Origin of the sequence: Kitasatospora albolonga (genome assembly GCF_039535905.1) — a bacterium.
In the GTDB taxonomy this organism is placed as follows: domain Bacteria; phylum Actinomycetota; class Actinomycetes; order Streptomycetales; family Streptomycetaceae; genus Kitasatospora; species Kitasatospora albolonga.
Map to the genome: position 1 here is coordinate 76,820 of NZ_BAAAYB010000010.1, position 25,947 is coordinate 102,766.

Consider the following 25,947-nt stretch of genomic DNA (forward strand, 5'->3'; position numbering starts at 1 on the left):
TGCAGGTGCTGCCGTTCCCCCGCGCGCAGTTCCCCGCGCCCCTGCGGGACGCTCCGCTCAGCTGCGACGGGAGTCGGCGACGCAGCGGCCGCCCTCGTTGCGGTAGTTCCAGGCCGCCCCGTCGGAGACGAGCGCCCGGACGGCGGCCAGGAAGCGGTCGAGGTGCTCGTCCGGGGTGCCGGCGCCGAAGGAGACCCGGATGGCGTTGAGGCTGCGCTCGCCCGGCAGCGACGGCTCGGGGGCGCCGCACTCGGAGGGCGCCGCCTCCTCCCCGCCGAGCAGGGTCCGCACCAGCGGGTGCGCACAGAACAGACCGTCGCGCACGCCGATGCCGTACTCGGCGGAGAGCGCGGCGGAGAAGTGCGAGCTGTTCCAGCCCTGCACCACGAAGGAGAGCACGCCGACCCGGGCGGCGTCCTCGCCGAACAGGCTGAGCACCCGGACCTCGGGGACCTCGGCCAGACCGGCCTTCAGACGGGCGATCAGCTCCTGCTCGCGGGCCTCCAGCGCGTCGAAGCCGGCCTCGGTGAGCGCCCGGCAGGCGGAGGCGACGGCGTAGGCGCCGATCACGTTCGGGGAGCCGGCCTCGTGGCGGGCCGGGCCGGTCTGCCACTCGACGGCGACGGAGCCGTCGAGCTCGCGGGCGACGGTGCGGCTGGCGCCGCCGCCGGCCAGGTAGGGCTCGGCGGCGTCCAGCCAGTCGGAGCGGCCCGCCAGGACGCCGGCGCCGAACGGGGCGTAGATCTTGTGGCCGGAGAAGGCGATCCAGTCGACGTCCAGCTCGCGGACCGAGACGCGGTGGTGCGGGGCCAGCTGGGCGGCGTCCAGGACGACCCGGGCGCCGTGGCGGTGGGCCACCTCGGTCAGTTCGGCGATCGGCCAGAGCTCGCCGGTGACGTTGGAGGCACCGGTGACGCAGAGCAGGCGGTGCTCGGCGGGGTTCTGAGCGAGCGCCAGGTCGAAGGCCTCGACCGCCTCGGCGTGCGAGCGGGGGGCGCGCAGGTAGGTGACCTTGAGGCCGTTGTGCGCCCAGGGCAGCAGCGAGGCGTGGTGCTCGGTCTCGAAGGCGAAGACCTCGGTGCCGGCCGGGACGGCGGCGGCCAGCAGGTTGAGCGAGTCGGTGGTGGCGCGGGTGAAGACGACCTGGTCGCCCTCGCGCAGGTCGAGGAACTCCTCGACGGTGCGGCGGCTCTGCTCGAACAGGTCGGTGGAGAGCTGGGAGAGGTAGCCGGCGCCGCGGTGCACCGAGCCGTAGTACGGGGCGTAGGCGGCGACGTCGTCCCAGACCCGCTGGAGGGCCGGGGAGCTCGCGGCGTAGTCGAGGGCGGCGTAGGTGACCTTCTCGCCGGAGGCCAGCGGCACCTGGACGTCGTGGCCGAGGACGGGGAGCGGGGCGCAGGTGGAGGTGGCGACGGACATGGGGGTGCACTCCTCTGAAGGTCCGGGACCTCGGGGTGCAGCTGTGCCGCCGACGTCCGCGCTTGCGCTGCGGACGGATCGCCGCAGTGCCCGGTCCTCACCCAGGGCACCCCGCCACGGACGGAGGGTTGCCGGACAGCAAGCTGGGGCTTGTCGCTGTCGCTCATGACCTGTCGTGAACTCTAGAGCGGCTTCCGAGGAGTGGTCAAACAGGCTTCCACTATCTGGACGCATCCGGGTACGAAGAAGGCCCGGACCGTGGTCCGGGCCTTCAACTCGACGCTCAGGAACGGGTGGTGGCCTCGGCCCAGTTCTTCAGCAGGGTCTCGGCGGCGCCCGAGTCGATGGCCTCGGCGGCCCGCGCCATCCCGGCCTTCAGCTGCTCCGGGAGCGGGGCGTCGGTGAGGTCCAGGGCGGTCAGCGCGGCGGCCGAGTTGAGCAGCACCGCGTCCCGGACCGGGCCGCGCTCGCCCGCCAGCAGGCGGCGGACCACGGCGGCGTTGAAGGCCGGGTCGCCGCCGCGCAGCGCCTCGATGCCGACCAGGTCGATGCCGACCTCGCGCGGGTCGAAGGTGGTCTCGGTGACCTGACCGTCCTTCACCGTCCAGACGTGCGAGGTGGTGGAGATGGTCAGCTCGTCCAGGCCGTCGTCGCCCCGGAAGACCAGCGCGCTGGCGCCGCGGCGGGCCAGCACCCCGGCGATCAGCCCGGCGAGGCGGGTGTCGAAGCAGCCGATCGCGTGGGCGGTCACCCGGGCCGGGTTGGTCAGCGGGCCGAGGATGTTGAAGGCGGTCGGCACCCCGAGGTCGCGGCGGGCCGGGGCCGCGTGCCGCATCGCGGGGTGGAACACCGGGGCCGGGCAGAAGGTCAGGCCGACCTCCTCGGCGATCTCGGCCACCCGGTGCGGCGGGACGTCCGGGCTGACGCCGAGCTGCTCCAGCACGTCGGTGGCGCCGCTGGCGGAGGAGGCGGCGCGGTTGCCGTGCTTCACCACCTTGGCCCCGGCGGCGGCAGCCACGATGGCCGACATGGTGGAGATGTTGACCGTCTTGGCGCGGTCGCCGCCGGTGCCGACGATGTCCACCGCCGGTCCGGGGACGGTGAGTTGGACGGCGTGGGCGTACATCGAGTCGACCAGGCCGGCGATCTCGTCCACCGTCTCGCCCTTGGCGCGGAGCGCCACCACGAAGCCCGCCACCTGGACGGGGGTGGCCTCGCCGCTCATGATCCGGTCCATCGCCCAGGCGGCGTCGGCCTGGGTGAGGTTCTCACCGGCGAGCAGTGCGCTCAACAGGTCGGGCCAGGTACGGGCCATGGCTAGCTCCAGTTCTCCGTCTTGACGTGGACTGGAGCCAGCCTAGCGAGGTGCGGCCCGCCGATGCGGTCTTGTTCTTCCCTGTGAGACGGCCGAACCGTGCGGGACGGACCGTCAGATCCGGAGTGCGGCACCGTGGGTGGCTGGGCGCGCAGTTCCCCGCGCCCCCGGACGCATCACCACCTACGCAGGAGTGCGCCTCGCCACGCGAGCTCGCAGCAGCGTGGCCGCGGACTCGGCGAAGGGGACCGGGTCGACCGGGTGGGAGATGGCGGCGTCGGCGCGGGACCAGGCGGCGAGCCAGGAGTCCTGCGGGCGGCCGATGAGGACGAGGACCGGCGGGCAGCCGTAGATCTCGTCCTTGATCTGGCGGGCGACGCCGAGGCCGCCGGCCGGGACGGCCTCGCCGTCGAGGACGCAGAGGTCGATGCCGCCCTTCTCCAGGGCGCGCAGGACGGCGGGCACCGTCGCGCACTCCAGCACCTCGACCTCGGGGAGGTCGGCGGCGGGGCGGCGGCCGAGGGCAAGGGTGACCTGCTCGCGGGTGTTGCGGTCGTCGCTGTAGACGAGCACGGTGAGCGTCTCGTCCGTCGTGTGCGCCATGGGCCCTGCTCCCGGTGCTCGTCCTCTTATATGGGTGGTGCGCGCGCGGAGGCTCGACCGGGCCCGGATGTGATCCGGACCACGTTCACTTCCGGATGCTACTCCGGCGCACCGCCCGTGGTGAGCCCCTCGCGCGATCTCGCCGGGACGAGCCCTCCCGGGACTCACCCGCTCGGGCGACGGACCGTCACCCGGTGGGCCGAGTCCACCCGGACGGCGGAGGGAGCGGGCGCCCCTAGCCGACGGACCGTCAGGAGGCCCGGAGCAACACGCGGGGCGAACGGGTGTCGGCACCTTCCGATGAACCATCAGAAAACGGACACCGGGCCGGTGGAGGGGGTCTCCGACGCCCCGTCGGCTGCCATCGGGGCATACCGCACGCACCGGACACTCCGAGGTGGACCCCCCGGCGTGAAGACGGAATAAGGGACCGACATAATGTCCGTCGTGGCGACAGCAACAGCAACAGAAACCGGACACGCGCACGGAGCGGTCAACAGGCCGAACCTCGTCAGCGTCGGAACCATCGTCTGGCTGAGCTCGGAGCTGATGTTCTTCGCGGCCCTGTTCGCGATGTACTTCACCCTCCGCTCGGTCAAGGGCGCAGAGTTCTGGACCGAGAAGGCTCACGCACTGAACGTGCCCTTCTCCTCGGTGAACACCACGATCCTGGTGCTCTCCTCCCTCACCTGCCAGCTCGGCGTCTTCGCCGCCGAGCGCGGTGACGTGAAGAAGCTCCGCTCGTGGTTCGTCATCACCTTCGTGATGGGCGCGATCTTCATCGGCGGTCAGATCTTCGAGTACACCGAGCTGGTCAAGAAGGACGGCCTCTCGCTGTCCTCGGACCCGTACGGCACGGTGTTCTACCTGACCACCGGCTTCCACGGCCTGCACGTGACGGGTGGTCTGATCGCGTTCCTGCTGGTCCTGGCACGGACGTACGCAGCCAAGCGGTTCACGCACGAGCAGGCCACCGCCGCGATCGTGGTGTCGTACTACTGGCACTTCGTCGACGTCGTGTGGATCGGCCTGTTCGCGACCATCTACCTGATCAAGTAACCAGCTAGATCAGGTCGCTGGCCGCCGGCCGGAGCCGACTGACCGCACCGACCGACCGCGCGCGGCCCCGCAGCACCCGAGCAGAACGGGCCGCGCGGGGCACGCCCATCCAGCCGACCAGATCCTGACCCCGGGGTTAAATCCGTGAAAAAGCTCTCAGCACGACGGCGCCACCCACTGGCGGCGCTGCTCGTCCTAATCTTCGCCCTGGCGGCCACCGGGGGACTGTACGCCGCGTTCGCGCCCGCAGAGAAGGCGCAGGCCGACAGCTCGGCGCAGTCGCTCGCGATCGATGAGGGCAAGAAGCTCTTCGCCGTCGGCTGCTCCTCCTGCCACGGCCTCAACGGCGAGGGCACCTCGGACGGTCCGAGCCTGGTCGGCGTCGGCACCGCCGCGGTCGACTTCCAGGTGGGCACCGGCCGCATGCCGGCCCAGCAGCCCGGCGCGCAGGTGCCGAAGAAGAAGGTCATCTACTCGCAGCCCGAGATCGACCAGATGGCCGCCTTCGTGGCCTCGCTCGGCCCCGGCCCGGTGGTTCCGCTCAAGGAGCAGTACACCTCCACCAACCCGGACGACGTCGCCAAGGGCGGCGAGCTGTTCCGGACCAACTGCGCCCAGTGCCACAACTTCGCCGGTCAGGGTGGTGCCCTGACCCGGGGCAAGTACGCCCCGTCGCTCGAGGGCGTGGAGGCCAAGCACATCTACGAGGCCATGCAGACCGGCCCGCAGAACATGCCTTCCTTCCCGGACAGCACCATGCCCGAGGAGCAGAAGAAGCAGATCGTGGCCTTCGTCCGCCACACCACCAACGACGAGCCCAACCCCGGCGGCCTGACCCTGGGCAGCCTCGGTCCGGTGACCGAGGGCCTGTTCGGCTGGATCTTCGGCCTCGGCTCGCTCATCGCGGTCGCGATCTGGGTCGCCGCCCACACCACCAAGGCCAAGAAGTCATGAGCCACGACATGTCCAAGGACAACCTGCCGGAGTCGCACGACTCCCACGGCACCGCGGTCGCCACGCACGGCGACCCGTTCGCCGACCCGGGCCTGCCGGCCCACGAGCCGCGTCGCACCGACATCGACGAGCGGGCCGCCAAGCGGGCCGAGCGCCAGGTCGCGATGCTGTTCATCCTGTCGATGCTGTCGACCATCGGGTTCATCGCGTCCTTCGTGATCTTCCCGATCGACAAGATCGTCTACATCTTCCCGATCGGTCACGTCAGCGCGCTGAACTTCGCGCTCGGCCTGACCCTCGGCGTGGCGCTCTTCTGCATCGGCGCGGGCGCGGTCCACTGGGCCCGCACCCTGATGTCGGACCACGAGATCCCGGCCGAGCGCCACCCGATCGAGGCCGACGACGAGGTCCGCGCCGACGTCATCGAGCAGTTCAAGACGGGTGCCGCCGAGTCCGGCTTCGGCCGTCGCAAGCTGCTGCGCAACACCCTGATCGGGTCGATGGCCCTGGTGCCGCTCTCCGGCGTGGTGCTGCTCCGCGACCTCGGGCCGCTGCCCGAGGACAAGCTGGAGCACACCGGCTGGAAGGAGGCCACCCAGGCCAAGCCGCTCCAGCTGATCAACATGAACACCAACGAGCCGATGAAGCCCGAGGACGTCATCGTCGGCTCGCTCACCTTCGCGAAGCCGGAAGGCCTCGAGGAGGACGCGCACGACTTCCAGGTCCAGATCGCCAAGGACGCGCTGATGCTCGTCCGGATCGCGCCCGGCGACCTCAAGGACGAGAAGTCCAAGGAGAAGGGCTTCGAGGGCATCCTCGCCTACTCGAAGATCTGCACCCACGTCGGCTGCCCGATCAGCCTCTACGAGCAGCAGACCCACCACGCGCTCTGCCCCTGCCACCAGTCGACCTTCGACCTGGCGGACGGCGCGCGCGTCATCTTCGGCCCGGCCGGCCACCCCCTGCCGCAGCTGAAGATCACCGTTGACGAAGCGGGCTACCTGGTCGCCACCGGCGACTTCGACGAGCCCGTCGGTCCGAGCTACTGGGAGCGCAGCCGATGAGCACGAGCAGCACCTCGGGTGCCGCCAAGCCGGCCAGCACCCGCGCCAAGCCCGCCAACAAGTACGAGGCGGCCGCGGACTGGGCCGACGGCCGGCTGGGCATCTACAGCCTGGCCAAGGCCAACCTGCGGAAGATCTTCCCGGACCACTGGTCCTTCATGCTGGGCGAGATCTGCCTCTACACCTTCATCATCATCATCCTGACGGGTGTCTACCTCACCCTGTTCTTCACCCCGAGCATGGGCGAGACCGTGTACCACGGCTCCTACGCCCCGCTCCAGGGGATCAGGATGTCGGAGGCCTACGCCTCGACCCTGGACATCTCCTTCGAGGTCCGCGGTGGTCTGCTGATCCGTCAGATCCACCACTGGGCCGCGCTGGTGTTCGTCGCCGCGATGATCGTGCACATGATGCGCGTCTTCTTCACCGGCGCGTTCCGCAAGCCGCGCGAGGTCAACTGGGTCTTCGGCTTCCTGCTGCTGTTCCTGGGCATGTTCGACGGGTTCATGGGCTACTCGCTCCCCGACGACCTGCTCTCGGGCACCGGCATCCGGTTCATGGAGGGCGCCGTCCTGGCGGTGCCGCTGGTCGGCACCTACCTCCAGATGTTCCTGTTCGGCGGCGAGTTCCCCGGCACCGACATCGTGCCACGGTTCTTCACCATCCACGTCCTGCTGCTGCCGGGCATCATGCTCGGCCTGCTGGTCGCGCACCTGATCCTGGTCTTCTACCACAAGCACACCCAGTGGGCGGGCCCGGGCAAGACCGAGCAGAACGTCGTCGGCATGCCGCTGATGCCGGTCTACATGGCCAAGGCCGGTGGCTTCTTCTTCCTGGTCTTCGGCATCATCGCCGCGGTCTCGGCGATCGCCACGATCAACCCGATCTGGGCGTACGGCCCGTACCGTCCGGACCAGGTGTCGACCGACGCCCAGCCCGACTGGTACATGGGCTTCTCCGAGGGCCTGATCCGCGTCATGCCGGGTTGGGAGATCGGCCTGTGGGGCCACACGCTGAACCTCGGCGTGTTCATCCCGCTGATGATCTTCCCGCTGGTCCTGGTCGCCATCGCGGTCTACCCGTTCATCGAGAGCTGGGTCACCGGCGACAAGCGCGAGCACCACATCCTGGACCGCCCGCGCAACGCTCCCGTCCGCACCGCCTTCGGCGCGGCCTGGATCAGCCTCTACCTGGTGCTGCTGATCGGTGGTGGCAACGACCTGTTCGCCACGCACTTCCACCTCTCGATCAACGACATCACGTACTTCGTCCGGGTGGGCTTCTTCGTCATCCCGGTGATCACGTTCATCGTCACCAAGCGCTGGTGCCTCGGCCTCCAGCGCCGCGACAAGGAGAAGGTGCTGCACGGTCGCGAGACCGGCATCATCAAGCGCCTGCCGCACGGCGAGTTCGTCGAGGTGCACGCGCAGCTGCCGCAGGCGGACCTGCACAAGTACACCGCCCACGAGCAGCCGCAGCCGATCGAGCTGCCGGCCGAGGTGGACGAGAACGGCGTCAAGCGCAAGGTCGGCGTCCTCGCCAAGACCCGCTCGAAGCTCTCCCGGGGCTTCTACGGCGAGGGCAGCCAGATCCCCAAGCCCACCGCCGAGGAGCACCACGAGATCACCAGCGGCCACGGCCACCACTGATCTCACCCGTAGCAACGCCACAGCCGATGGCCCCCGCCGCTCCCGCGGCGGGGGCCATCGGCCTTTCCGGCAGAATGGGGCCAACGAACCGTCAGGAGACCACGTGCAGCTGTCCGTCGACCACCAGTCGGCCACTCCCCCGTACGAGCAGGTACGGCTCCAGATCGCCGAACAGGCCCGCAGCGGGGCCCTGGCCGCCGGCCTGAGGCTCCCCACCGTCCGGGCCCTGGCCGAGGAGCTCGGCCTCGCCGCCAACACGGTGGCCCGGGCCTACCGCGAGCTGGAGGCCGACGGGGTGGTCGAGACCCACGGACGACGCGGCACCCTCATCGCCGCCACCGGCGACACCGCCCACAAGCTCGCCGCCGCCGCGGCCACCGACTACGCGCAGCGGGTCGCCCGCCTGGGCCTCACCAAGGCCGAGGCCCTCGCGGCGGTCAGCAACGCCCTCGACGTGGCGTACTGACGCCTTCCGGGCGCGTACGTGGCTACGCGGCCGGGGGCGCGAGGAACTGCGCGCGGGGGAATGGCAGCACCTGCAACTGGCTGACGTGCCCTCAGTTGCAGGTGAGCCGCTTCCGTACTCGCGCAGTTCCCCGCGCCCCCAGTCGCATCACCACTACCCGGATCAACCGATCTTCGGCGCTGCGCCGGCGATCTGCGTGGTGGCCGGGGCCGCCGTGGAGACGGGCTTGCCGAGGGCGGAGTGCTGGACGTACTGGTCCCAGGGGACGTTCCAGTCGCCGAAGCCGTTGCCGAAGGGCTCCATCTGGTCGCCGCGGCTGTTGACGACCTGGACGACGTCGCCGATGCGGGTCTGGTCGAAGAACCACTTGGCGTTGTCGGTGCTCATGCCGGTGCAGCCGTGGCTGACGTTCTCGCGGCCCTGGGAGCCGACCGACCACGGGGCGGCGTGCACGTACTCGCCGCTCCAGGTGACCCGGGTGGCCCACTTCACCTGGAGGTCGTAGGCCTCGCTGCTGCCCTCGCGGATGCCGATCGACTCGCCGTTCATCCGGACCTGGGCCTCCTGCCCGAGCACCACCTTGACGCCGTTCCGGGTGGAGAAGCCGGGCTTGCCGGTGGTGACCGGGATGGACCGCTCCTCGACGCCGTTGCGCTTGTAGGTCAGGTAGTGCGAGCCGGCGTCGACCGTGACCTCCACCCGGTCGCCCGTGCGCAGCGTCCTGGTGGCCGTCTCGCCGCCGTACAGGTCGCCGGCGATGTGCCGGCCCTGCCGGTCGAAGGCGAGGCTGACGGTGGCGTTGGCGGGCCAGTACTCCTTGGGGCGGAAGTGCAGGTTCCTGGAGTCGACCCAGTACCAGGCGCCGGTGACGGCGGGCTCGGAGACCACCGTGAGGCCCCGCTCGACCTCCTGGCGGGCCGCCGGGTCCTCGACCGCCTCGGAGAGCTTCACGGTGAGCGGCTGGCCGACGCCGTAGATCCCGCTGCCGGAGGAGTCGGGGCCGAGCTCGGCGGTGAGCAGGTGGGTGGCGGCGGCGGTGGTGAACTGCCGGGTGGTGCCGCCGCGGCCGCCCTTGCCGTCGTCGGCCAGCACCAGGACCCGGTACTTGCTGCCCGCCATCAGCGGGCCGGTCGAGCGCCAGCTGCGCTGATCGGCCGTCAGCTCACCGGGCAGCAGCCGCCCGTCGGCGCCGATCACCGTCACGTCGGTGAGCAGCCCGCCCTGTTCCGCGGAGACGGTGACGGCCTGTCCGGGGTCGGTCTCGCCGGTGGCGGAGAGCCGGACCATCGAGGTGACGTCCACCGGCTCGGCGGGCCCCACGGCCGTCTCGGCGGGCCCCGTCGAGGAGCATCCCGCCAGGAGGGCCAGGGCCGCTGCCGCCGCGAGTCCGTGCCTGGTCTTCACGGCTGCCTCCTGGTGGGTGATCCGACGACGTATCAGATCGTAGGAACAGCCGACCGCAGAGGGCACCTCCAACACCACCGGCGTGCGCCCGGGCGGGTGAACGCACCACCCGGTGAGCCGCTGCGGGGTGCGGGAACGCCGGACGGCCGGACACCCCGTCAGGGATGTCCGGCCGTCCGGTCGGTGCGGGTGCCGGAACCTTACTGGTTCTGGTTCTCGCCCCGGTAGAACTCGAAGACCCAGCCGTACAGGCCGACCAGGATGATCGGGATGGCCCAGTACAGCAGCCACCAGCCGAAGACCACGCCCATGAAGGCCAGGGCGCCGCCGATGGCCAGCGAGAGCGGCTGCCAGCTGTGCGGGGCGAAGAAGCCCAGCTCGCCGGAGTCGTCCGCGACCTCGGCCTCGGGGTTGTCGCCCGCGCCGGTGTCCACCCGCTTGGCGGTGAACGCCAGGTAGTAGCCGACCATGGCGCACAGGCCGAAGGCGAGGAACAGCGCGGTGGTGCCGGCCGGCTCCTTCGACCAGATGCCGTAGACCACGGCCATGATCAGGATGAAGACGGCGAAGCCGATGAAGATCTTGCCCTGTTCCTTCATCAGGCGTCCCCGTCCTTCTTCAGGCCCTTGCCCAGCTGCGGAGCGTCGTACTTCGCGGGCGTGACGCCCTCGAAGTGCTTGCCCGGCTCACCGTGGTACTCGAGGTAGTCGAGCGCGGCGATGTCGGGGTGGTGCAGGTCGAACGCCGGGGACTCGGACCGCACCCGGGGAAGGGTGAGGAAGTTGTGCCGCGGCGGCGGGCAGGAGGTCGCCCACTCGAGCGAACGGCCGTAGCCCCACGGGTCGTCGACCTCGATCTTCTCGCCGTACTTCGCGGTCTTCCAGACGTTGTAGAGGAACGGCAGGATCGACAGACCGAGCAGGAACGACGCGATGGTCGAGATGGTGTTCAGGGTGGTGAAGCCGTCCGCGGCCAGGTAGTCGGCGTAGCGGCGGGGCATGCCCTCCGCGCCGAGCCAGTGCTGGACCAGGAAGGTGCCGTGGAAGCCGATGAACAGCGTCCAGAAGGTGATCTTGCCCAGACGCTCGTCGAGCATCTTGCCGGTCATCTTCGGCCACCAGAAGTGGAAGCCGGCGAACATCGCGAACACCACGGTGCCGAACACCACGTAGTGGAAGTGCGCCACCACGAAGTAGGAGTCCGAGACGTGGAAGTCGATCGGCGGGGAGGCGAGCAGAACACCCGTCAGACCACCGAAGAGGAAGGTGACCAGGAAGCCGACCGTCCAGAGCATCGGGGTCTCGAAGCTCAGCGAGCCCTTCCACATGGTGCCGACCCAGTTGAAGAACTTCACACCGGTCGGGACCGCGATCAGGAAGGTCATGAACGAGAAGAACGGCAGGAGTACCTGTCCGGTCACGTACATGTGGTGCGCCCACACGGTGACCGAGAGGCCGGCGATCGCGATGGTGGCGGCGATCAGGCCCTGGTAACCGAACATCGGCTTGCGGCTGAAGACCGGGATGATCTCCGAGACGATGCCGAAGAACGGCAGCGCGATGATGTACACCTCGGGGTGGCCGAAGAACCAGAACAGGTGCTGCCAGAGGATGGCGCCACCGTTGGCCGGGTCGAAGACGTGGGCCCCGAACTTCCGGTCCGCCTCCAGGGCGAACAGCGCGGCCGCGAGGACCGGGAAGGCCAGCAGCACCAGCACGGCGGTCAGCAGGACGTTCCAGACGAAGATCGACATCCGGAACATCGTCATGCCGGGCGCGCGCATGCAGATGATGGTGGTGATGAAGTTGACCGAGCCGAGGATGGTGCCGAAGCCGGAGAAGGCCAGGCCCATGATCCACATGTCGGCGCCGATGCCGGGCGAGCGCACCGCGTCGGAGAGCGGCGAGTAGGCGAACCAGCCGAAGTCCGCGGCACCCTGCGGGGTGAGGAAGCCGGCCACCGCGATGATCGAGCCGAACAGGTAGAGCCAGTAGGCGAACATGTTCAGTCGCGGGAAGGCGACGTCGGGGGCGCCGATCTGGAGCGGCATGATCCAGTTCGCGAAGCCCGCGAAGAGCGGGGTGGCGAACATCAGCAGCATGATCGTGCCGTGCATGGTGAACGCCTGGTTGAACTGCTCGTTCGAGAGGATCTGGGTCCCCGGACGAGCGAGCTCGGCGCGCATGACGAGCGCCAGCACACCACCGATCAGGAAGAACGCGAACGACGTCGCCAGGTACAGCGTGCCGATCGTCTTGTGGTCGGTGGTGGTCATCCACTTGATGATGGTGGACCCGGGCTTGCGGGTCCGCTGGGCACCGGCCGTGACCGAAGCCCCGGCGGCCCCGCCCGCGGCTGCGGGCTCGTTGAGGATAGTCACTTCTCACTTCCCTGGCTGCTGAAGATGCCCGAGGGCACCGCGCCCTTCTGGCCCTTAGCGCGCAGCTCGGCCAGGTGCTTGTCGTACTCCGCCCGGTCGACGACCTTGACGTTGAACAGCATCCGGGAGTGGTCGTTGCCACAGAGCTCGGCGCACTTGCCGCGGAAGGTGCCGTACGAGGTCGGCGTGACCTCGAACTTGTTCACCACGCCCGGGACCACGTCCTGCTTCATCAGGAAGTCGACGGGCCAGAAGTCGTGGATGACGTCCCGCGAGGTGAGGCGGAACTGCACGGTCTCGTTGATCGGCAGGTAGAGCGTCGGAGGCTCGCCCGTGGTGCCGACCTCGTACGCGGCCTGGGTGTTGGCCGGGTCCGGGTTCTCGGTGTTCTCGTAGTTGAACGCCCAGCTCCACTGGAAGCCGACCACGTTGATCATGTGGTCCGGCTTGGCGGAGGTCTGGGTCAACCGGGCCTCGTCGCGGGCGACGAAGTAGAACAGGACCGAGACGATGACGAGGGGGACCGCGGTGTACAACGCCTCGATGGGCAGGTTGTACCGGGTCTGCGGGGGGATCTCCACCTTGCTGCGGCTGCGGCGGTGGAAGATCACGCTCCAGATGATCAGACCCCACATCAGTGCGCCGACCACCAGAGCCGCGATCCAGGAGCCCTGCCACATGCGGAGGACCAGCGGGCCCTCTGCGGTGACGGGGGTCGGAAGGCCAAGCCTGGGGAGGTCGTTGGCCGAGCAGCCGGTGGCGGTCGCGATGACGAGGCCCAGTGCCAGCGCCTGAGGCAGCTTCCGCCGCATCGTGCGCCGCGGCGAGCGGTCGGAGCCGTTGGGACTCACGTAGCGCCTTCCCGAAGTCTCGCCCGGGATCGCGTCGCCCCCGGGAGTCGCTGTGCGCCTCCCCGGCGACCCGGCCACGGGCACGGTTTGAATGCTTATGCGGGCCAAACGCTACTGCATCCTTATGCGGCACTCACGAGCAGCCCCCGCTAACGCGCCGTCCGGCTACCCGATCAGCCCTCAGAAGAGTGGAGTACCAGGTCAGAGCGGCCGATCAAGGCTCTCACACCCGGACTCCGGGCCCTCGGCGCCACGCTCAGGCGTACCGGGCAAACCGTCAGGAACCAGGCTGCGGAGCCCATCTGGAGGATCGAGCTCCGTACGCACGTCTGACACTCGGTCAACTGTCCGTCCACCGTACGGGTGAGGTGACCCGGCCGTCCGGACCCCTCCCGGCCGTCCCCGGGACGACCCCTCGGGGTCCGCTTCGGGTTAGATGGCGCCATGTACTTCGACGTGGCGTCCACGGCCCCGCTGCACCCCGTCGCCCGGCAGGCGCTGACCGCCGCACTGGAGGAGGGGTGGGCCGACCCGGCCCGGCTGTACCGCTCCGGGCGGCAGGCCCGGATGCTGCTGGACGCCGCGCGGGAGACGGTCGCCGAGGTGCTGGGGTGCCGGGCCGACGAGGTGTCCTTCACCGCCAGCGGCACCCAGGCCGTCCAGCTGGGCGTGCTGGGCGCGCTGACCGGCCGCCGCCGGACGGGCCGTCACCTGCTGCACTCGGCGGTCGAACACTCCAGCGTGCTGCACTCTGCCGAACGCTTCGAGGCCGAGGGCGGCGAGGTCACCGCCGCCCCGGTGGACCGGTACGGCCGGGTCTCCCCCGGGGCCTTCGCCGCCCTGGCCCGCCCGGACACCGCGCTCGCCGTGCTGCAGTCCGCCAACCACGAGACCGGCACCGTCCAGCCGGTGGAGGAGACGGCCGAACTGCTCGGCGAGGTCCCGCTGCTGGTGGACGCCGCCCAGTCGGCCGGCCGGGTGGCCCTGCCCGGCGGCTGGTCGCTGCTGGCCGCCAGCGCCCACAAGTGGGGCGGCCCCGCCGGGGCCGGCGTGCTCGCCGTCCGCAAGGGCGTCCGCTACGTCTCCCCGCTGCCCGCCGACGAGCGCGAGCGCGGCCGGGTGCCCGGCTACGTCAACGTCCCGGCGATCGTCGCGGCCGCCGCCTCGCTGCGCGCCGTCCGGGCGGAGGCCGAGGCCGAGAACGCCCGGCTGCACGCCCTGGTCGAGCGGATCCGCCGTCAGGTCCCGAGCCTGGTCCCCGAGGTGGAGGTGGTCGGCGACCCGGTGCACCGGCTGCCCCACATCGTCACCTTCTCCTGCCTCTACGTGGACGGCGAGGTGCTGCTGGGCGAGCTGGACCGGGCCGGCTTCGCGGTCTCCTCCGGCTCCTCCTGCACCTCCTCCACCCTGACGCCCAGCCACGTCCTGGCCGCGATGGGCGTCCTGACGGAGGGGAACGTCCGGGTCTCGCTCCCGTACGGCACCCCCGAGGCGGGGGTGGACCGTTTCCTGGAGCTGCTTCCCGGGCTGGTCGCCGGGGTCCGCGCCCCGCTCGGCCTCGACCTGCCGGCCCCGGCCGCGGCCACCTCGGAGGAGCTGGTCCTCGACATGCTGGGCAAGCGCTGCCCGCTGCCGGTGATCGAGCTGGCCAAGCGGATCGGCGAGGTGCCGGTCGGCGGCAGCGTCGTGGTGCTGGCCGACGACGAGGCGGCCCGCCTCGACGTCCCCGCCTGGTGCGAGATGCGCGGCCAGGCCTACCGGGGCACCGCCCCGGCCGAGCACTACGGGGTCGAGCGGGGCACCGCGTACCTGGTGGAGCGGACGGCCTGAAGGGGGCCCCGGCCTGCCGGGACCCCCTCCGGGTGACGGTGCGTCAGCGCGCGAGCTTCGCGCGGACCTCGGCCGCGGCCTCCTCGCCGTAGGCGAGGGCGAAGCGGTCCAGGAAGACGCCGTGCTTGAGCTCGTACTCCTGGGTCCCGACGGTCTCGATCACCAGGGTGGCCAGCATGCAGCCGAGCTGGGCCGAGCGCTCCAGGCCGAAGCCCCAGGACAGACCGGCCAGGAAGCCGGCCCGGAAGCCGTCGCCCACGCCGGTCGGGTCGGCCTTGCGCTCCTCGACCGGGCAGCCCACCGTGACGTCCGGCTCGCCGGCCCGCTGGATCCGCACGCCCTTGGAGCCGAGAGTGGTGATCCGGGTGCCGACCCGGCGCAGGATCTCCTCCGCGTCCCAGCCGGTCTTGGTCTCGATCAGCGCGGCCTCGTACTCGTTGGTGAACAGGTACGTGGCGCCGTCCACGATGGTGCGGATGTCGTCGCCGTCCAGACGGGCCAGCTGCTGCGAGGGGTCGGCCGCGAAGGCGTAGCCCCGGGTGCGGCACTCCTGGCTGTGGCGGACCATCGCGGCCGGGTCGTCGGCCCCGATCAGCACCAGGTCCAGGCCGCCGACCCGGTCGGCGATCGGCTTGAGCTCGATGCTGCGGGCCTCGGCCATCGCGCCGGTGTAGAAGGACGCGATCTGGTTGTGGTCCTGGTCGGTGGTGCACATGAAGCGCGCGGTGTGCCGGGTCTCGGAGATGTGCACCGAGTCGGTGTCCACGTTGTTGCGCTCCAGCCAGCTGCGGTACTCCTCGAAGTCCGCTCCGGCCGCCCCGACCAGCACCGGGCGCAGGCCCAGCACACCCATGCCGAAGGCGATGTTCGGCGCGACCCCGCCCCGGCGGATGTCCAGGGTGTCCACCAGGAACGAGAGCGACACCGTGTGCAGCTGCTCGGCGACCAGCTGGTCGGCGAAGCGGCCGGGGAAGGTGGTCAGGTGGTCGGTGGCGATCGAGCCGGCGACGGCGATGCGCACGGAGGACTCCTCAGGTGGCCGGCGACGGCCGGGTCAAGCGATGGAATTGACCCCCACACGTTACCGGGCCGTCGCCCGGGCGCCCACCACGCCTCCGGTTCCACCCGGGCGCGACACCCACGGGTACTACCGCGCGGTAAGCCTGGCCCGGCCCGGTCCGCCGATCTAGGGTCGAATCTGCCGGGGCCCGACCGCCCGGCCCTTCCCAGGCCCGCGACCCACCCTCGCGGCCCGCCGATCGGAGCCCGTACCGATGATGCCGAACCGGCCGACCACCCTGCGCGTGCCGTCCGCCCTCCGGGGTGACGCGGACCTCGAGTCCCTTGACGCACTGGTCAGTTCCTCCCGCCGGATGGGCCACTTCTGGCCCACCAGCACCCTTCAGCCCGAGCCCGCCCGCCCCACCCGCGGCGCCGTCTCGGTCCCGCCGGGCACCCGCCGGCTGGTGGCGGGGATGTCCGAGTACGGCAGCTGACCCGAGGCCGGTGGAACCGGTTTCCTCCCGGGCACGTCAAAGCCGCACAGCACGACGCTGCACCCTCGGGAGGAAGACGCACCATGGACCAGAAGACCCGGCTCCGCCGGACCGTCGCCGTCGCCGGCCTGCTGCTCGCGCTGGGCACCGCGACGGCCTGCGGCTCGGCCACCACCTCCGGTTCGACCGCGCCCGGCGACGTCCCGGCGGGCACCCCGTCGGCCACCGCCTCGGCCTCCGCCTCCGCGAGCCCGTCCAACCCCGAGCCCCGGCCCTCCACTCCCCCGCCGGTGAAGGTCTCGCCCACCCCCCACCCCCACCGCGACCACCCCCGGCATCGCGGTGGGCGAGCCCGACCCGAACGGCAAGGCGCCCGGGGTCTCGTACCGGGTGGACGGGCTCCGGCTGACCGTCACCTTCTACGGCGGGGTCTGCGAGAAGTACGGGCTGAAGCTGGACGAGTCCAAGCCCGGCACCGTGCAGGCCAAGGTCGTGGTCCGGGAGCCGCAGCCGGCCGGGCAGGCCTGCGCCGCGATCGCCAAGCTGCAGGAGGTCTCGGCCGACCTCAAGACGCAGCTGGAGGGCCGGACGGTCTTCGACCAGAACACCGGCCAGGAGCTGCCGCGCAACCAGGGCCCGGACGAGGTCGGCGGCCCCAAGCACTGAGCCGTCCCGGACACGGCGAAGGCCCCCCACCCGGAGCTCCGGGTGGGGGCCTTCGCGGTACGACTAGCTGAACGAGTCGCCGCAGGCGCAGGAGCCGGTGGCGTTCGGGTTGTCGATCGTGAAGCCCTGCTTCTCGATGGTGTCGACGAAGTCGACGGTGGCGCCGCCCAGGTAGGGGGCGCTCATGCGGTCGGTGACGACCTTGACGCCGTTGAAGTCCTTCACGACGTCGCCGTCGAGCGAACGCTCGTCGAAGAAGAGCTGGTAGCGCAGGCCGGAGCAGCCACCGGGCTGCACGGCGACGCGGAGCGCCAGGTCGTCGCGGCCCTCCTGGTCCAGCAGACCCTTGACCTTCTCCGCGGCGGAATCGGTGAGGAGCAGACCACTCTCGACGGTGGTCTCGTCCTGGACGCTCATCTGGTTACTCCCGGTATGTGACGACGAACTGCCGCCAGTGCCAACCAGCGGCCTCCCGGATTCATTTCCCCGGGCGGTGGTTCTCGAGTGCTGGAGGTGGTACGTGTCCACCCTCCACGCCCCATGCTCGCACACCGCCGGGGCCTGGTCACCGGCCGATCCTGACAAACCCCCCGCCCGGGGCACGCCGTCGCGGCAGGATGAGCGGGTGATCATTCGTCAGCTCCAGGACACCTCCGCCGACGCGGCGGCCGTCGAGGCGGTGAGCCGGGCCGCCTTCCGCGACCTGGCCGGCCGGGAGGACGGCTCACCGCCCGATCCGGACCGGCGCACCCGCGAGCTCGCCCGGACGGTGCACGCGATCCGCCACGACCAGCCCGGCTGCTGGGTCGCCGAGGAGGACGGCGAGACCCTCGGGGTGGCGCTGTCGCTGCGCCGCGAGGGCCTCTGGCTGCTCTCGCTCTTCGCCGTGCTGCCCAAGGCCCAGGGCCGGGGCATCGGCCGGCTGCTGCTGGAGCGGGCGGGCACGTACGGGCGGGGCTGCCTGCGCGGGATGCTCTACGCCTCGGCCTCCCCCGCCGCCGCCGCCCGGCGCTACCGGCGGGCCGGGTTCACCCTGCACCCGGCGATGCGGCTGACCGGGAGGGTGGACCGGGCCGGGCTGCTCGACCCGGGCGACATCCCGGTGCACCCGGGCAACCGCACCCACCTGCACCTGCTGGACTCGGTGGACCGCCGGGCCCGCGGCGCGGCCCACGGGGTGGACCACGGGTTCATGCTGGCCCACTACGACGAGCTGCTGATCGCCGACACCCTGGCCGGGAGCGGCTACTGCTACCGCGACGGCGGGACCGTGAAGCTGCTGGCCGCCACCTCCAAGCGGATCGGCACCCGCCTGCTGCGGGAGGCGCTGGCCCGCACCCCGGACGGCACCGAGGTGCTGGTCGAGGGGCTGACGGCGGAGCAGGAGTGGGCGGTGGACGTCGGGATGGAGCTGGGCCTGTCGCTCTCCACCGAGGGCTACCTGGCGGTGCGCGGGATGCGGCCGCCGGCCACCTACGTGCCGAACCCGGCGTTCCTGTGACCGGGGACGGGGGCCTGACGGGGGGTCAGGAGGTGCTGCGGAAGGTCGGCGCCGTCGGCGGGTTCTTCGCCGTCGCCACCGGGCCGAGGCCGCCGGAGGGGTTCCGGCCGGTGGCCGAGCTGCGCTCGGCGGCCTTCCTGCGCGAGCGGATCGCCGACGTGGCGCGGCGGATGCGGACCTCCGAGCTCCGGGTGGCGGCCTCGGCGGCGCAGCTGGGGGCGGCGGCCCGGCTCTGGTCGGTGGCGCTGGGCACGGCGGCCGTCGGCGGGGTGGTGCCGGACCTGGCGGGGGCGTACTGGCGGCTGGTGCCCGGCGGGATGCTGGAGCTCTGGGTGCCGGGGGTGCGGGAGCCGGGCCCGGCGGGGCTGGCTGCGGAGCTGTACCTGGAGGTGGTGGAGGGTCAGCTGCGCCCGTTCGGCGAGGCGGTGCGCCGGGTGGTCCCGGTGGCCGAGGGGCTGCTCTGGGGGAACGCGGCTTCGGCGCTGGCCGGGGCGGTGAAGGTGCTGGGGGCCGGTCGTGAGCTGGCGGCCGAACTGCAGGCCGTCGGCCCGCTGCGCGGTGCGCTGCGGGCCGACGGGAGACGCACGAGCTGCTGCCTGTACTACCGGGCGCCGGCGGGCGGCCTGTGCGGGGACTGCGTCTTCGACCGGCCGCCGGGGCGGTGAGCTGACGGCGGGTCGGGCTCAGGCCATGGTGGCGAGGATCTCCTCGACCATCTCCATGGTGGTGCCCGGGTGCAGGAAGGCGAAGCGGGCGACGGTCTCGCCGTCCCAGCCGGTCGGGGTGACGAAGCCGATCTGGTCGGCCAGCAGCTGCTGGGACCAGCGGTAGTAGTCCTCGTGGGTCCAGCCGGTGCGGCGGAAGCAGACCGAGGAGAGCTGGGGGTCCATCAGGAGCTCCAGGTGCTCGGTGCGCTCGATCAGGGCGGCGGTCTCCCGGGCCAGGGTGAGGCTGGCCTCGATCGCGTCGGTGTAGGCCTGGGTGCCGTGCACCGCGAGGGAGAACCAGAGCGGCAGGCCGCGGGCCCGGCGGGTCAGGTGGTAGGCGTAGTCGGTGGGGTTCCACTCGTCGCCCTCGGTGTGCAGCACGTCCAGGTAGGAGGCGTCCTGGGTGTGCACGGCGCGGGCCAGCTGCGGGTTGCGGTAGATCAGCGCGGCGCAGTCGAACGGGGCGAACAGCCACTTGTGCGGGTCCACCACGAAGGAGTCCGCGTGCTCGATGCCCTTGTAGCGCTCCCGGACGGAGGGGGCGAACAGGCCGGCGCCGCCGTACGCGCCGTCCACGTGGAACCACATGCCGCGCTCGCGGGTGACCTCGGACAGGCCCTGGAGGTCGTCGACGATGCCCTCGTTGGTGGTGCCCGCGGTGCCGACCACCGCGATCACGGTCTCGGGGTTCGGGTCGGCGGCCAGCGCGGCGCGCAGCGCCTCGCCGGTGAAGCGGCGGTCTACGGTGGGGACCTTGAAGGCCTCGACGCCGATGATGTTGAAGGTGTTCTTCACCGAGGAGTGCACCTGGTCGGCGACCGCGACGCGCAGCTTGACGCCCTCGCCGAGGCGGCGGCGGGCGGTGTCGCGGGCGACCACCAGGGCGGAGAGGTTGCCCGCCGAGCCGCCGGAGACGAAGGTGCCGCCAGCCGTCTCGGGCATCCCGGCCCGGTCCGCTATCAGGCGCAGCACCTGGTTCTCGGCGGCGATGGCGCCGGCCGCCTCCAGCCAGGAGATGCCCTGGAGCGAGGCGCAGGAGACCACCATGTCGAAGAGCAGCGCGGCCTTGGTGGGGGCGCACGGGATGAAGGAGAGGTAGCGCGGGCTGTCGGCGGAGATCACCGCGCGGGACAGCTCGTGGTCGTAGAGCTTCAGCACGTCGGCCGGGTTGTTGCCGCTCGGGTTGAGCAGGCCGGCCAGCTGGGCCTTGAGGTGCTCGCCGTCGCCGGGGTGGTCGAGCGGCACCGGGTCGTACTGCAGCCGCTCGCGCATGTAGTCGAACACCAGGTCCACCAGCTCGTTGTCGGGCCGGTGCATGCGGTCGGGGGCTGCGGACATGGTGGTGCCTCTCGCTGCGGTGAGGGTCGGGGGAGGCCCGGGGCGCGTGGGGTTGCCGGACATGATCAGCGTAGGCAGCGGTGTGCGCCCGGCGCGCGTCGGAACGCGGCGGTCCGGGCCGGAATCGAGCGTGTTCGCGGGGGGCGACGCAGGATTCCTGCGTCATCCGGGGGACGTGCTAGCCGATGAGCCGGGAGAGGACCACCGAGCTGCGGGAGCGCTGGACGCCGGGCTCCTTGCGGATGCGCTCGATCACGGCCTCCAGGTGCCGGGTGTCGGAGGCCCGCAGGTGGACCAGGGCGTCCGGGTCGCCGGTCACCGTCCAGGCGGCGACCACCTCGGGGAACTGCCGCAGGCTGGCCAGGATCTCCTCGGGGGCGGTGCGCTCCCGGCAGTAGACCTCGACGAAGGCCTCGGTCTGCCAGCCGAGCACGTCCGGGTCGACCACCACGGTGAAGCCGCGGACCACGCCGCGGGCCCGGAGCCGGTCGATCCGGCGGCGGACGGCGGTGGCGGAGAGGTTCGCCAGCAGGCCGATCTCGGCGTAGGAGGCGCGGCCGTCCCGGCTCAGGTGGGTGAGCAGCAGCCGGTCGGTGTCGTCCAGGGAGGCCCCGCCGGGATCTGACGGTCTGTTGGTGCTCATCGGTACGGGGCTCCTGGGAAGAAACGAAACGCCGAACCATTCTGCACCGAGGGACGCGCCCGGTGCCGGGCGCGCCCCCGTGGCGGGTTACTGGCCCTTGACGTCGGGGATCCGGACGGCGCCGGCCGAGCAGTCCCGGAACTCGTACCAGGGCGCCGTGCCGGTCCAGCGCAGCAGGCCTCCGGTGGCTCCGGTGCCGCCGGTGGCGGCGTTCGCGTCGGAGAAGCGGCAGCCGTCGTAGAGCAGCTTGCCGGTGGTGGTGGCGCTCGTGGTGGTGACCTGGTGGGAGCCCATCAGGGCGCAGTCCTGGTACCGGATCATCGGGGCGCGGTTCGGGGTGACCGCGTCGAAGCGGTAGACGTGCGTCGCCACGGCCGTGGTGGCCCAGCCCTGGAAGGAGAGCGCGGTGTCGTCGCAGGAGACGAAGGTGATGTTGCCCTTGTACCAGGCCGAGTCGATCACCTTGTGCTTGTCGCTGCGGAGCTCGAAGCGGATGCCCTGGACGTACAGGCGGTTGACCGAGTCGGCCCGGCCGGTGGTGCCGCCGAGCTTGAAGAAGGTCCCGTAGGCCTCGGTGTCGGTGAGGATGTACGAGCCACCGGTGAAGTTCATCGAGCCGCCGCGCTCGTTGCGGACGAAGACGCCGGACTTGAACTCGACCTTGCAGTCCCGGAACCACATGTTGAGGAACTGGTCCTGCTGGCTCGCGACGGGGGTGGCGCCCATCACCAGGAAGGCGTCGGCGTAGCTGCCGGCCACCTGGCAGTGGTCCCAGCCCATCTCGCTGTTGAGGTCGGACTGCGGGCTGGTCTTGTCGCCCGCCGCCCGGTCCGGCGCGCCGTCCAGGACGATCCCGGCCTTCCAGTCGCCACGCCACTCGACGTCGGTGTACCAGGTGTCCTGCACGCCGCCGGCGTCCGAGGAGTAGGCGTAGTTGAAGGTGGAGGTGGCGTCGCGGCTGTCGAAGGTGAGGCCGCTGATCCGGATGTTCTTGTACCGGTCCCGGTTGGTCCAGAAGGTGGTGTTCCGGACGGTCGGCGCGTAGGTGATCCGGCTCAGCCGCTTGCCGTGGCCGACGATCGCGATGCCGTCCACGATCCCGCCGTTGCCCGGGCCCGCGATGCCGGGCAGCAGCGCGTCCGGCTGGGTGATCAGGTAGTTGCCCGGCGGGATCAGCAGCACCTTCTTCGGGATGGCGCCGGAGACCGGGTCGGGCTGGAAGGACGCCAGCAGCTCGGTGGCCGCGTCCTTGAACGCCTGGTCGCTGGGCGTCTGCCCGGTCGGGTCGGCGTTCTTGGCCAGCACGTCGACCACGTAGGTACCGGCAGCGGCCTCGGCGGTCCCGGCGCCGAGCGCCAGCGCCCCGACGGCACCCGCCCCGGTCAGGCCGGCCAGCAGTGAGCGGCGGCCGAGCGTGCCTCGTTCGTTCGCGGACATGCGTACTCCCCCGTGAGGTTCCAGTGGATCTTCCTCGATCCGACCAAGATCCTCATTGATGACGGGGATTATCACAAGGGAGATGTGACGACGGGTCAGCTCGGGCGATTCCGCCGGACGGGTGCCCGGGGCCGGCCCGTCAGTGGCGACGGGCATGATCGGCGGATCGGTTCGTCGAGGAGATCGGGTGGGCACGTGGCGATTGCGAACCAGCGGGTGGCGGGGCACGCCTTCCTGTCGCAGATGTTCGAGGATCCGTACTTCCCCGATCACCTCGTCGACCGGGGCAAGGCGATCCTGCTGAGGCTGTGCGAGCGGATCGAGGCCGAGCGGCCGGCGGACCTGGCGGGCCTGTACGCGCTGACCCACGCCTCGACCGAGGAGTTCAACCTGCTGGAGGTGGAGCTCGAGGCGGCCGGGAGCGAGATCGAGACGGTCGCGCGCGAGTGGATCGGCGACGAGTTCTGGTTCGTCGCGTCGGCGTACGGGTTCACGGAGGCGGACGGGGAGGAGCTGATCGCCACCCGGAACTGGTGAGCCGCACTCCGTCCGTCCGCTCTCCGTCCGGCGGCGGTCAGTCGACCAGGAGGACGATCTTGCCGCGGGTGCGGCCCTCGGCGTTCAGGGCCTGGGCGCTGGCGGCCTGGGCGAGGGGGAAGGTGGAGGCGATCGGGACGCGGAGCCTCCCCTCGTCGGCGAGACGGGCGAGGTCGGCGAGGCCCTCGGCGTCGGGGCGGACCCAGACGTAGTGGCCACCGAGGGCCTTGACGCCGTAGTCGGTGACGGAGGCGATCCGGGAGCCGTCCGGGACGAGGCCGGCCGAGACCGCCACCGCGTCGCCGCCGATCAGGTCGACCGCGGCGTCCACCCCGTCGGGGGCGAGGGCGCGGACCCGGTCGGCCAGCCCCTCCCCGTACGTGACGGGCTCCGCGCCGAGGGAGCGCAGGAAGTCGTGGTTGCGCTCGCTGGCGGTGCCGATCACCCGCAGGCCGAGCGCCTTGGCGATCTGCACCGCGAAGACCCCGACGCCCCCGGCGGCGGCGTGCACCAGCACGGTCTGGCCCGCCGTCACCCCGAGGGCCCGGACCAGGCACTGGTGGGCCGTCAGCCCGGCCAGCGGCAGGCCGCCCGCCTCGGCCCAGCTCAGCGAGGCCGGCTTGCGGGCCAGCGTCCGCACCGGGGCGGAGACCAGCTCGGCGTACGTGCCGTGCTGCACCGCGTCCTTGCGGACGTAGCCGAAGACCTCGTCCCCGGGGGCGAACTCGGTGACCCCGCCGCCGACCGCCTGGACCACCCCGGCCGCGTCCCAGCCCATGACCAGCGGGAAGTGCGCGTCGGTGACGCCGTCCAGGTAGCCTTCCCGGATCTTCCAGTCCACCGGGTTGACCCCGGCGGCCTTCACCCGGACCAGCACCGAGTCCGGGCCGATCTTGGGGTCGGGGAGCTCGGTGTACTCGACGACCTCCGGGCCGCCGTAACGCCTGATCGCGATTGCCTTCATGGCTGTCCAGCCAACCCGACGCGACGGTCTACACGACGCAACGGCACGCGGTTCTCGTCACATCGACACTTCGGCCATCGTCAGAGTGACGCTAACGGGTTATCATAGATAGCGTCAGATAGACGATAACGGCCAAGGCACCACAGAGTTCCGCCGCACAGGAGGGCACCCGCCCGTGACCACCACCACCGAGACCTACGGCGTCGACCCCACTCCGACGCCGCTCGCACTGCTGCTGCTCGGGCCGCGAGGCCGACCCGAACAGCGAGCGCGGCGTCGAGTGCCCCGGCGACCTCCCGCCCGCCTCCGACCCGGACCTGGTGGCCCGGGCCCGCGCCGCCAAGGCCGCGCTCGGCGACCGGGTGTTCATCCTCGGCCACCACTACCAGCGCGACGAGGTCATCGAGTTCGCCGACGTCACCGGCGACTCGTTCAAGCTCGCCCGGGACGCCGCCAACAAGCCGGAGGCGGAGTACATCGTCTTCTGCGGCGTGCACTTCATGGCCGAGTCCGCCGACATCCTCACCAGCAGCGCCCAGCAGGTGATCCTCCCCGACCTGGCGGCCGGCTGCTCGATGGCCGACATGGCCACCGCCGAGCAGGTCGCCGAGTGCTGGGACGTGCTCACCGAGGCGGGCATCGCCGACGTGACCGTCCCGGTCTCGTACATGAACTCCTCCGCCGACATCAAGGCCTTCACCGGCAAGCACGGCGGCACCATCTGCACCTCCTCCAACGCCGAGCGCGCCCTGAACTGGGCGTACGAGCAGGGCGAGAAGGTGCTCTTCCTGCCGGACCAGCACCTGGGCCGCAACACCGCCGTCCGCGACCTGGGCTTCTCGCTGGACGACTGCGTGCTCTACAACCCGCACAAGCCGAACGGCGGCCTGACCGTCGAGCAGCTGCGGAACGCCAAGATGATCCTCTGGCGCGGCCACTGCTCGGTGCACGGCCGCTTCTCGCTGGACTCGGTCAACGACGTGCGCGAGCGCATCCCCGGCGTCAACGTCCTGGTGCACCCCGAGTGCAAGCACGAGGTGGTCGCGGCGGCCGACATGGTCGGCTCGACCGAGTACATCATCAAGGCGCTGGACGCGGCCGAGCCCGGCTCCAAGTGGGCCATCGGCACCGAGCTCAACCTAGTCCGCCGCCTCGCCAAGGCGCACCCGGACAAGGAGGTCGTCTTCCTCGACCGGGCGGTCTGCTTCTGCTCCACCATGAACCGGATCGACCTCCCGCACCTGGTCTGGGCGCTGGAGTCGCTGGTCGACGGCCGGGTGCCGAACGTGATCACCGTGGACCCGGAGACCGAGAAGTACGCCAAGGCCGCGCTGGACCGGATGCTCGCCCTGCCGTAACGATTCGCCGCAGCACGCACGAAGGGCGGGCCCCCGAGGGGGCCCGCCCTTTCACGTGCCGGGTACTACTCCGGGATGCCGGGGATCAGGCCGTCGCCCTCGGCGCGGAGCAGCTCGCGCACCTCGTCCAGGGAAGCCTCCGGGTCCGGCAGGATCAGGTCGGAGGGCTCCAGCGAGTCGTCCGGCAGCGGCGTGCCGAACTCCTTGACGGCGCTGAGCAGGCTGCCGAGCGCGGCCCGGAAGTGCTGCTCGTCGCCCGACTCCAGCGCGGCGAGGAGCTCCTCGTCGAGCTCGTTCAGCCGGTTC

General features: G+C 71.2%; 25 protein-coding genes, 1 pseudogene and 1 riboswitch. Of the genes and pseudogenes, 12 read left to right on the forward strand and 14 right to left on the reverse strand.

Going from position 1 to position 25,947, the window contains the following annotated elements; genetic code table 11:
* Positions 1-57: 57 nt before the first annotated feature.
* The 3 genes from ABD946_RS03180 to ABD946_RS03190 form a co-directional block, all read right to left on the reverse strand.
* Complete coding sequence (locus ABD946_RS03180; RefSeq protein WP_345279829.1) at positions 58-1,419, reverse strand: aminotransferase class V-fold PLP-dependent enzyme; 1,362 nt, start codon at positions 1,417-1,419, stop codon at positions 58-60.
* Positions 1,420-1,472: 53 nt separating this feature from the next.
* A riboswitch (SAM riboswitch) is annotated at positions 1,473-1,590 on the reverse strand.
* A 112-nt stretch (positions 1,591-1,702) separates the two neighbouring features.
* A complete protein-coding gene (trpD, locus tag ABD946_RS03185) occupies positions 1,703-2,734 on the reverse strand; it encodes an anthranilate phosphoribosyltransferase (RefSeq protein ID WP_345279831.1) in 1,032 nt (343 codons plus the stop codon).
* 183 nt (positions 2,735-2,917) lie between these two features.
* Entirely contained in the window at positions 2,918-3,337 is a 420-nt protein-coding gene (locus tag ABD946_RS03190; protein ID WP_345279832.1) for a response regulator, read from the reverse strand.
* A 438-nt stretch (positions 3,338-3,775) separates the two neighbouring features.
* On the opposite strand from ABD946_RS03190, the gene ctaE reads away from it, so the two are divergent.
* The 5 genes from ctaE to ABD946_RS03215 all read left to right on the forward strand — a co-directional run bounded on the left by ctaE (position 3,776) and on the right by ABD946_RS03215 (position 8,529).
* On the forward strand, positions 3,776-4,396 hold the full coding sequence (gene ctaE, locus ABD946_RS03195) for an aa3-type cytochrome oxidase subunit III (protein ID WP_345279833.1): 621 nt from the start codon (positions 3,776-3,778) through the stop codon (positions 4,394-4,396).
* A 144-nt stretch (positions 4,397-4,540) separates the two neighbouring features.
* The gene (qcrC, locus tag ABD946_RS03200) at positions 4,541-5,350 is read left to right on the forward strand and encodes a cytochrome bc1 complex diheme cytochrome c subunit (protein ID WP_345279834.1); all 810 of its coding nucleotides are present in this window, start codon (positions 4,541-4,543) and stop codon (positions 5,348-5,350) included.
* The gene (gene qcrA, locus ABD946_RS03205) at positions 5,347-6,414 is read left to right on the forward strand and encodes a cytochrome bc1 complex Rieske iron-sulfur subunit (RefSeq protein WP_345279835.1); all 1,068 of its coding nucleotides are present in this window, start codon (positions 5,347-5,349) and stop codon (positions 6,412-6,414) included. Before qcrC ends, qcrA begins: the two co-directional genes overlap by 4 nt.
* Positions 6,411-8,063, forward strand: a complete 1,653-nt coding sequence (gene qcrB / locus ABD946_RS03210) for a cytochrome bc1 complex cytochrome b subunit (protein ID WP_345279836.1) — start codon at positions 6,411-6,413, stop codon at positions 8,061-8,063. Before qcrA ends, qcrB begins: the two co-directional genes overlap by 4 nt.
* A gap of 103 nt (positions 8,064-8,166) precedes the next feature.
* Positions 8,167-8,529, forward strand: coding sequence for a GntR family transcriptional regulator (locus ABD946_RS03215; protein WP_345279837.1), 363 nt, complete (start codon positions 8,167-8,169; stop codon positions 8,527-8,529).
* A gap of 162 nt (positions 8,530-8,691) precedes the next feature.
* On the opposite strand, the gene ABD946_RS03220 is transcribed toward ABD946_RS03215, so the two are convergent.
* From ABD946_RS03220 to ctaC, 4 genes are all read right to left on the reverse strand, one after another.
* Positions 8,692-9,933: a L,D-transpeptidase gene (locus ABD946_RS03220; RefSeq protein WP_345279838.1), complete on the reverse strand. Its 1,242-nt coding sequence runs from the start codon at positions 9,931-9,933 to the stop codon at positions 8,692-8,694.
* Positions 9,934-10,133: 200 nt separating this feature from the next.
* Complete coding sequence (locus ABD946_RS03225; RefSeq protein WP_345279839.1) at positions 10,134-10,532, reverse strand: cytochrome c oxidase subunit 4; 399 nt, start codon at positions 10,530-10,532, stop codon at positions 10,134-10,136.
* Complete coding sequence (gene ctaD / locus ABD946_RS03230; RefSeq protein WP_380150205.1) at positions 10,532-12,313, reverse strand: aa3-type cytochrome oxidase subunit I; 1,782 nt, start codon at positions 12,311-12,313, stop codon at positions 10,532-10,534. Before ctaD ends, ABD946_RS03225 begins: the two co-directional genes overlap by 1 nt.
* The gene (gene ctaC / locus ABD946_RS03235; protein ID WP_345279841.1) at positions 12,310-13,164 is read right to left on the reverse strand and encodes an aa3-type cytochrome oxidase subunit II; all 855 of its coding nucleotides are present in this window, start codon (positions 13,162-13,164) and stop codon (positions 12,310-12,312) included. Before ctaC ends, ctaD begins: the two co-directional genes overlap by 4 nt.
* A gap of 444 nt (positions 13,165-13,608) precedes the next feature.
* Between ctaC and ABD946_RS03240 the strand changes: the two genes are divergently transcribed.
* Complete coding sequence (locus tag ABD946_RS03240) at positions 13,609-14,994, forward strand: cysteine desulfurase/sulfurtransferase TusA family protein (protein ID WP_345279843.1); 1,386 nt, start codon at positions 13,609-13,611, stop codon at positions 14,992-14,994.
* Between the two features lie 43 nt (positions 14,995-15,037).
* Here ABD946_RS03240 and ABD946_RS03245 read toward each other — a convergent pair whose 3' ends face one another.
* Positions 15,038-16,015 carry a carbohydrate kinase family protein gene (locus ABD946_RS03245; protein WP_345279845.1) on the reverse strand — a complete coding sequence of 326 codons (978 nt, stop codon included), beginning with the start codon at positions 16,013-16,015 and terminating at the stop codon, positions 15,038-15,040.
* Positions 16,016-16,268: 253 nt separating this feature from the next.
* On the opposite strand from ABD946_RS03245, the gene ABD946_RS03250 reads away from it, so the two are divergent.
* Positions 16,269-16,490, forward strand: a complete 222-nt coding sequence (locus ABD946_RS03250; protein WP_345279847.1) for a hypothetical protein — start codon at positions 16,269-16,271, stop codon at positions 16,488-16,490.
* Between the two features lie 342 nt (positions 16,491-16,832).
* On the forward strand, positions 16,833-17,156 hold the full coding sequence (locus ABD946_RS03255; RefSeq protein ID WP_345279849.1) for a hypothetical protein: 324 nt from the start codon (positions 16,833-16,835) through the stop codon (positions 17,154-17,156).
* A gap of 63 nt (positions 17,157-17,219) precedes the next feature.
* On the opposite strand, the gene erpA is transcribed toward ABD946_RS03255, so the two are convergent.
* Positions 17,220-17,573, reverse strand: a complete 354-nt coding sequence (gene erpA / locus ABD946_RS03260; protein WP_345279850.1) for an iron-sulfur cluster insertion protein ErpA — start codon at positions 17,571-17,573, stop codon at positions 17,220-17,222.
* 208 nt (positions 17,574-17,781) lie between these two features.
* On the opposite strand from erpA, the gene ABD946_RS03265 reads away from it, so the two are divergent.
* Together ABD946_RS03265 and ABD946_RS03270 are read left to right on the forward strand one after the other, a co-directional pair.
* Positions 17,782-18,657 (forward strand): GNAT family N-acetyltransferase, encoded by an 876-nt coding sequence (locus tag ABD946_RS03265; protein ID WP_345279852.1) that lies wholly within the window; start codon positions 17,782-17,784, stop codon positions 18,655-18,657.
* Between the two features lie 32 nt (positions 18,658-18,689).
* Positions 18,690-19,322 carry a (2Fe-2S)-binding protein gene (locus tag ABD946_RS03270; RefSeq protein WP_345279854.1) on the forward strand — a complete coding sequence of 211 codons (633 nt, stop codon included), beginning with the start codon at positions 18,690-18,692 and terminating at the stop codon, positions 19,320-19,322.
* A gap of 18 nt (positions 19,323-19,340) precedes the next feature.
* On the opposite strand, the gene ABD946_RS03275 is transcribed toward ABD946_RS03270, so the two are convergent.
* From ABD946_RS03275 to ABD946_RS03285, 3 genes are all read right to left on the reverse strand, one after another.
* Complete coding sequence (locus ABD946_RS03275; protein WP_345279856.1) at positions 19,341-20,702, reverse strand: pyridoxal phosphate-dependent decarboxylase family protein; 1,362 nt, start codon at positions 20,700-20,702, stop codon at positions 19,341-19,343.
* A gap of 178 nt (positions 20,703-20,880) precedes the next feature.
* The gene (locus ABD946_RS03280; protein ID WP_345279858.1) at positions 20,881-21,345 is read right to left on the reverse strand and encodes an Lrp/AsnC family transcriptional regulator; all 465 of its coding nucleotides are present in this window, start codon (positions 21,343-21,345) and stop codon (positions 20,881-20,883) included.
* An 87-nt stretch (positions 21,346-21,432) separates the two neighbouring features.
* The gene (locus tag ABD946_RS03285) at positions 21,433-22,782 is read right to left on the reverse strand and encodes a hypothetical protein (protein WP_345279860.1); all 1,350 of its coding nucleotides are present in this window, start codon (positions 22,780-22,782) and stop codon (positions 21,433-21,435) included.
* A 195-nt stretch (positions 22,783-22,977) separates the two neighbouring features.
* Between ABD946_RS03285 and ABD946_RS03290 the strand changes: the two genes are divergently transcribed.
* A complete protein-coding gene (locus tag ABD946_RS03290) occupies positions 22,978-23,319 on the forward strand; it encodes a DUF5713 family protein (protein ID WP_345279862.1) in 342 nt (113 codons plus the stop codon).
* 37 nt (positions 23,320-23,356) lie between these two features.
* Here ABD946_RS03290 and ABD946_RS03295 read toward each other — a convergent pair whose 3' ends face one another.
* The gene (locus ABD946_RS03295) at positions 23,357-24,283 is read right to left on the reverse strand and encodes an NADP-dependent oxidoreductase (RefSeq protein WP_345279864.1); all 927 of its coding nucleotides are present in this window, start codon (positions 24,281-24,283) and stop codon (positions 23,357-23,359) included.
* A gap of 175 nt (positions 24,284-24,458) precedes the next feature.
* On the opposite strand from ABD946_RS03295, the pseudogene nadA reads away from it, so the two are divergent.
* Positions 24,459-25,641 (forward strand): annotated as a pseudogene (nadA, locus tag ABD946_RS03300) (quinolinate synthase NadA).
* Positions 25,642-25,706: 65 nt separating this feature from the next.
* On the opposite strand, the gene pspAA reads toward nadA, so the two are convergent.
* Positions 25,707-25,940, reverse strand: coding sequence for a PspA-associated protein PspAA (gene pspAA / locus ABD946_RS03305; RefSeq protein ID WP_345279872.1), 234 nt, complete (start codon positions 25,938-25,940; stop codon positions 25,707-25,709).
* Positions 25,941-25,947: the final 7 nt, after the last annotated feature.

Coding starts and splice junctions, on each gene's coding strand:
- ABD946_RS03180 (WP_345279829.1), bottom strand. CDS start 1,419: ATGTCCGTCGCCACCTCCACCTGCGCCCCGCTCCCCGTCCTCGGCCAC.
- trpD (WP_345279831.1), bottom strand. CDS start 2,734: ATGGCCCGTACCTGGCCCGACCTGTTGAGCGCACTGCTCGCCGGTGAG.
- ABD946_RS03190 (WP_345279832.1), bottom strand. CDS start 3,337: ATGGCGCACACGACGGACGAGACGCTCACCGTGCTCGTCTACAGCGAC.
- ctaE (WP_345279833.1), top strand. CDS start 3,776: ATGTCCGTCGTGGCGACAGCAACAGCAACAGAAACCGGACACGCGCAC.
- qcrA (WP_345279835.1), top strand. CDS start 5,347: ATGAGCCACGACATGTCCAAGGACAACCTGCCGGAGTCGCACGACTCC.
- qcrB (WP_345279836.1), top strand. CDS start 6,411: ATGAGCACGAGCAGCACCTCGGGTGCCGCCAAGCCGGCCAGCACCCGC.
- ABD946_RS03225 (WP_345279839.1), bottom strand. CDS start 10,532: ATGAAGGAACAGGGCAAGATCTTCATCGGCTTCGCCGTCTTCATCCTG.
- ABD946_RS03240 (WP_345279843.1), top strand. CDS start 13,609: ATGTACTTCGACGTGGCGTCCACGGCCCCGCTGCACCCCGTCGCCCGG.
- ABD946_RS03250 (WP_345279847.1), top strand. CDS start 16,269: ATGATGCCGAACCGGCCGACCACCCTGCGCGTGCCGTCCGCCCTCCGG.
- erpA (WP_345279850.1), bottom strand. CDS start 17,573: ATGAGCGTCCAGGACGAGACCACCGTCGAGAGTGGTCTGCTCCTCACC.
- ABD946_RS03275 (WP_345279856.1), bottom strand. CDS start 20,702: ATGTCCGCAGCCCCCGACCGCATGCACCGGCCCGACAACGAGCTGGTG.
- ABD946_RS03280 (WP_345279858.1), bottom strand. CDS start 21,345: ATGAGCACCAACAGACCGTCAGATCCCGGCGGGGCCTCCCTGGACGAC.
- ABD946_RS03285 (WP_345279860.1), bottom strand. CDS start 22,782: ATGTCCGCGAACGAACGAGGCACGCTCGGCCGCCGCTCACTGCTGGCC.
- ABD946_RS03295 (WP_345279864.1), bottom strand. CDS start 24,283: ATGAAGGCAATCGCGATCAGGCGTTACGGCGGCCCGGAGGTCGTCGAG.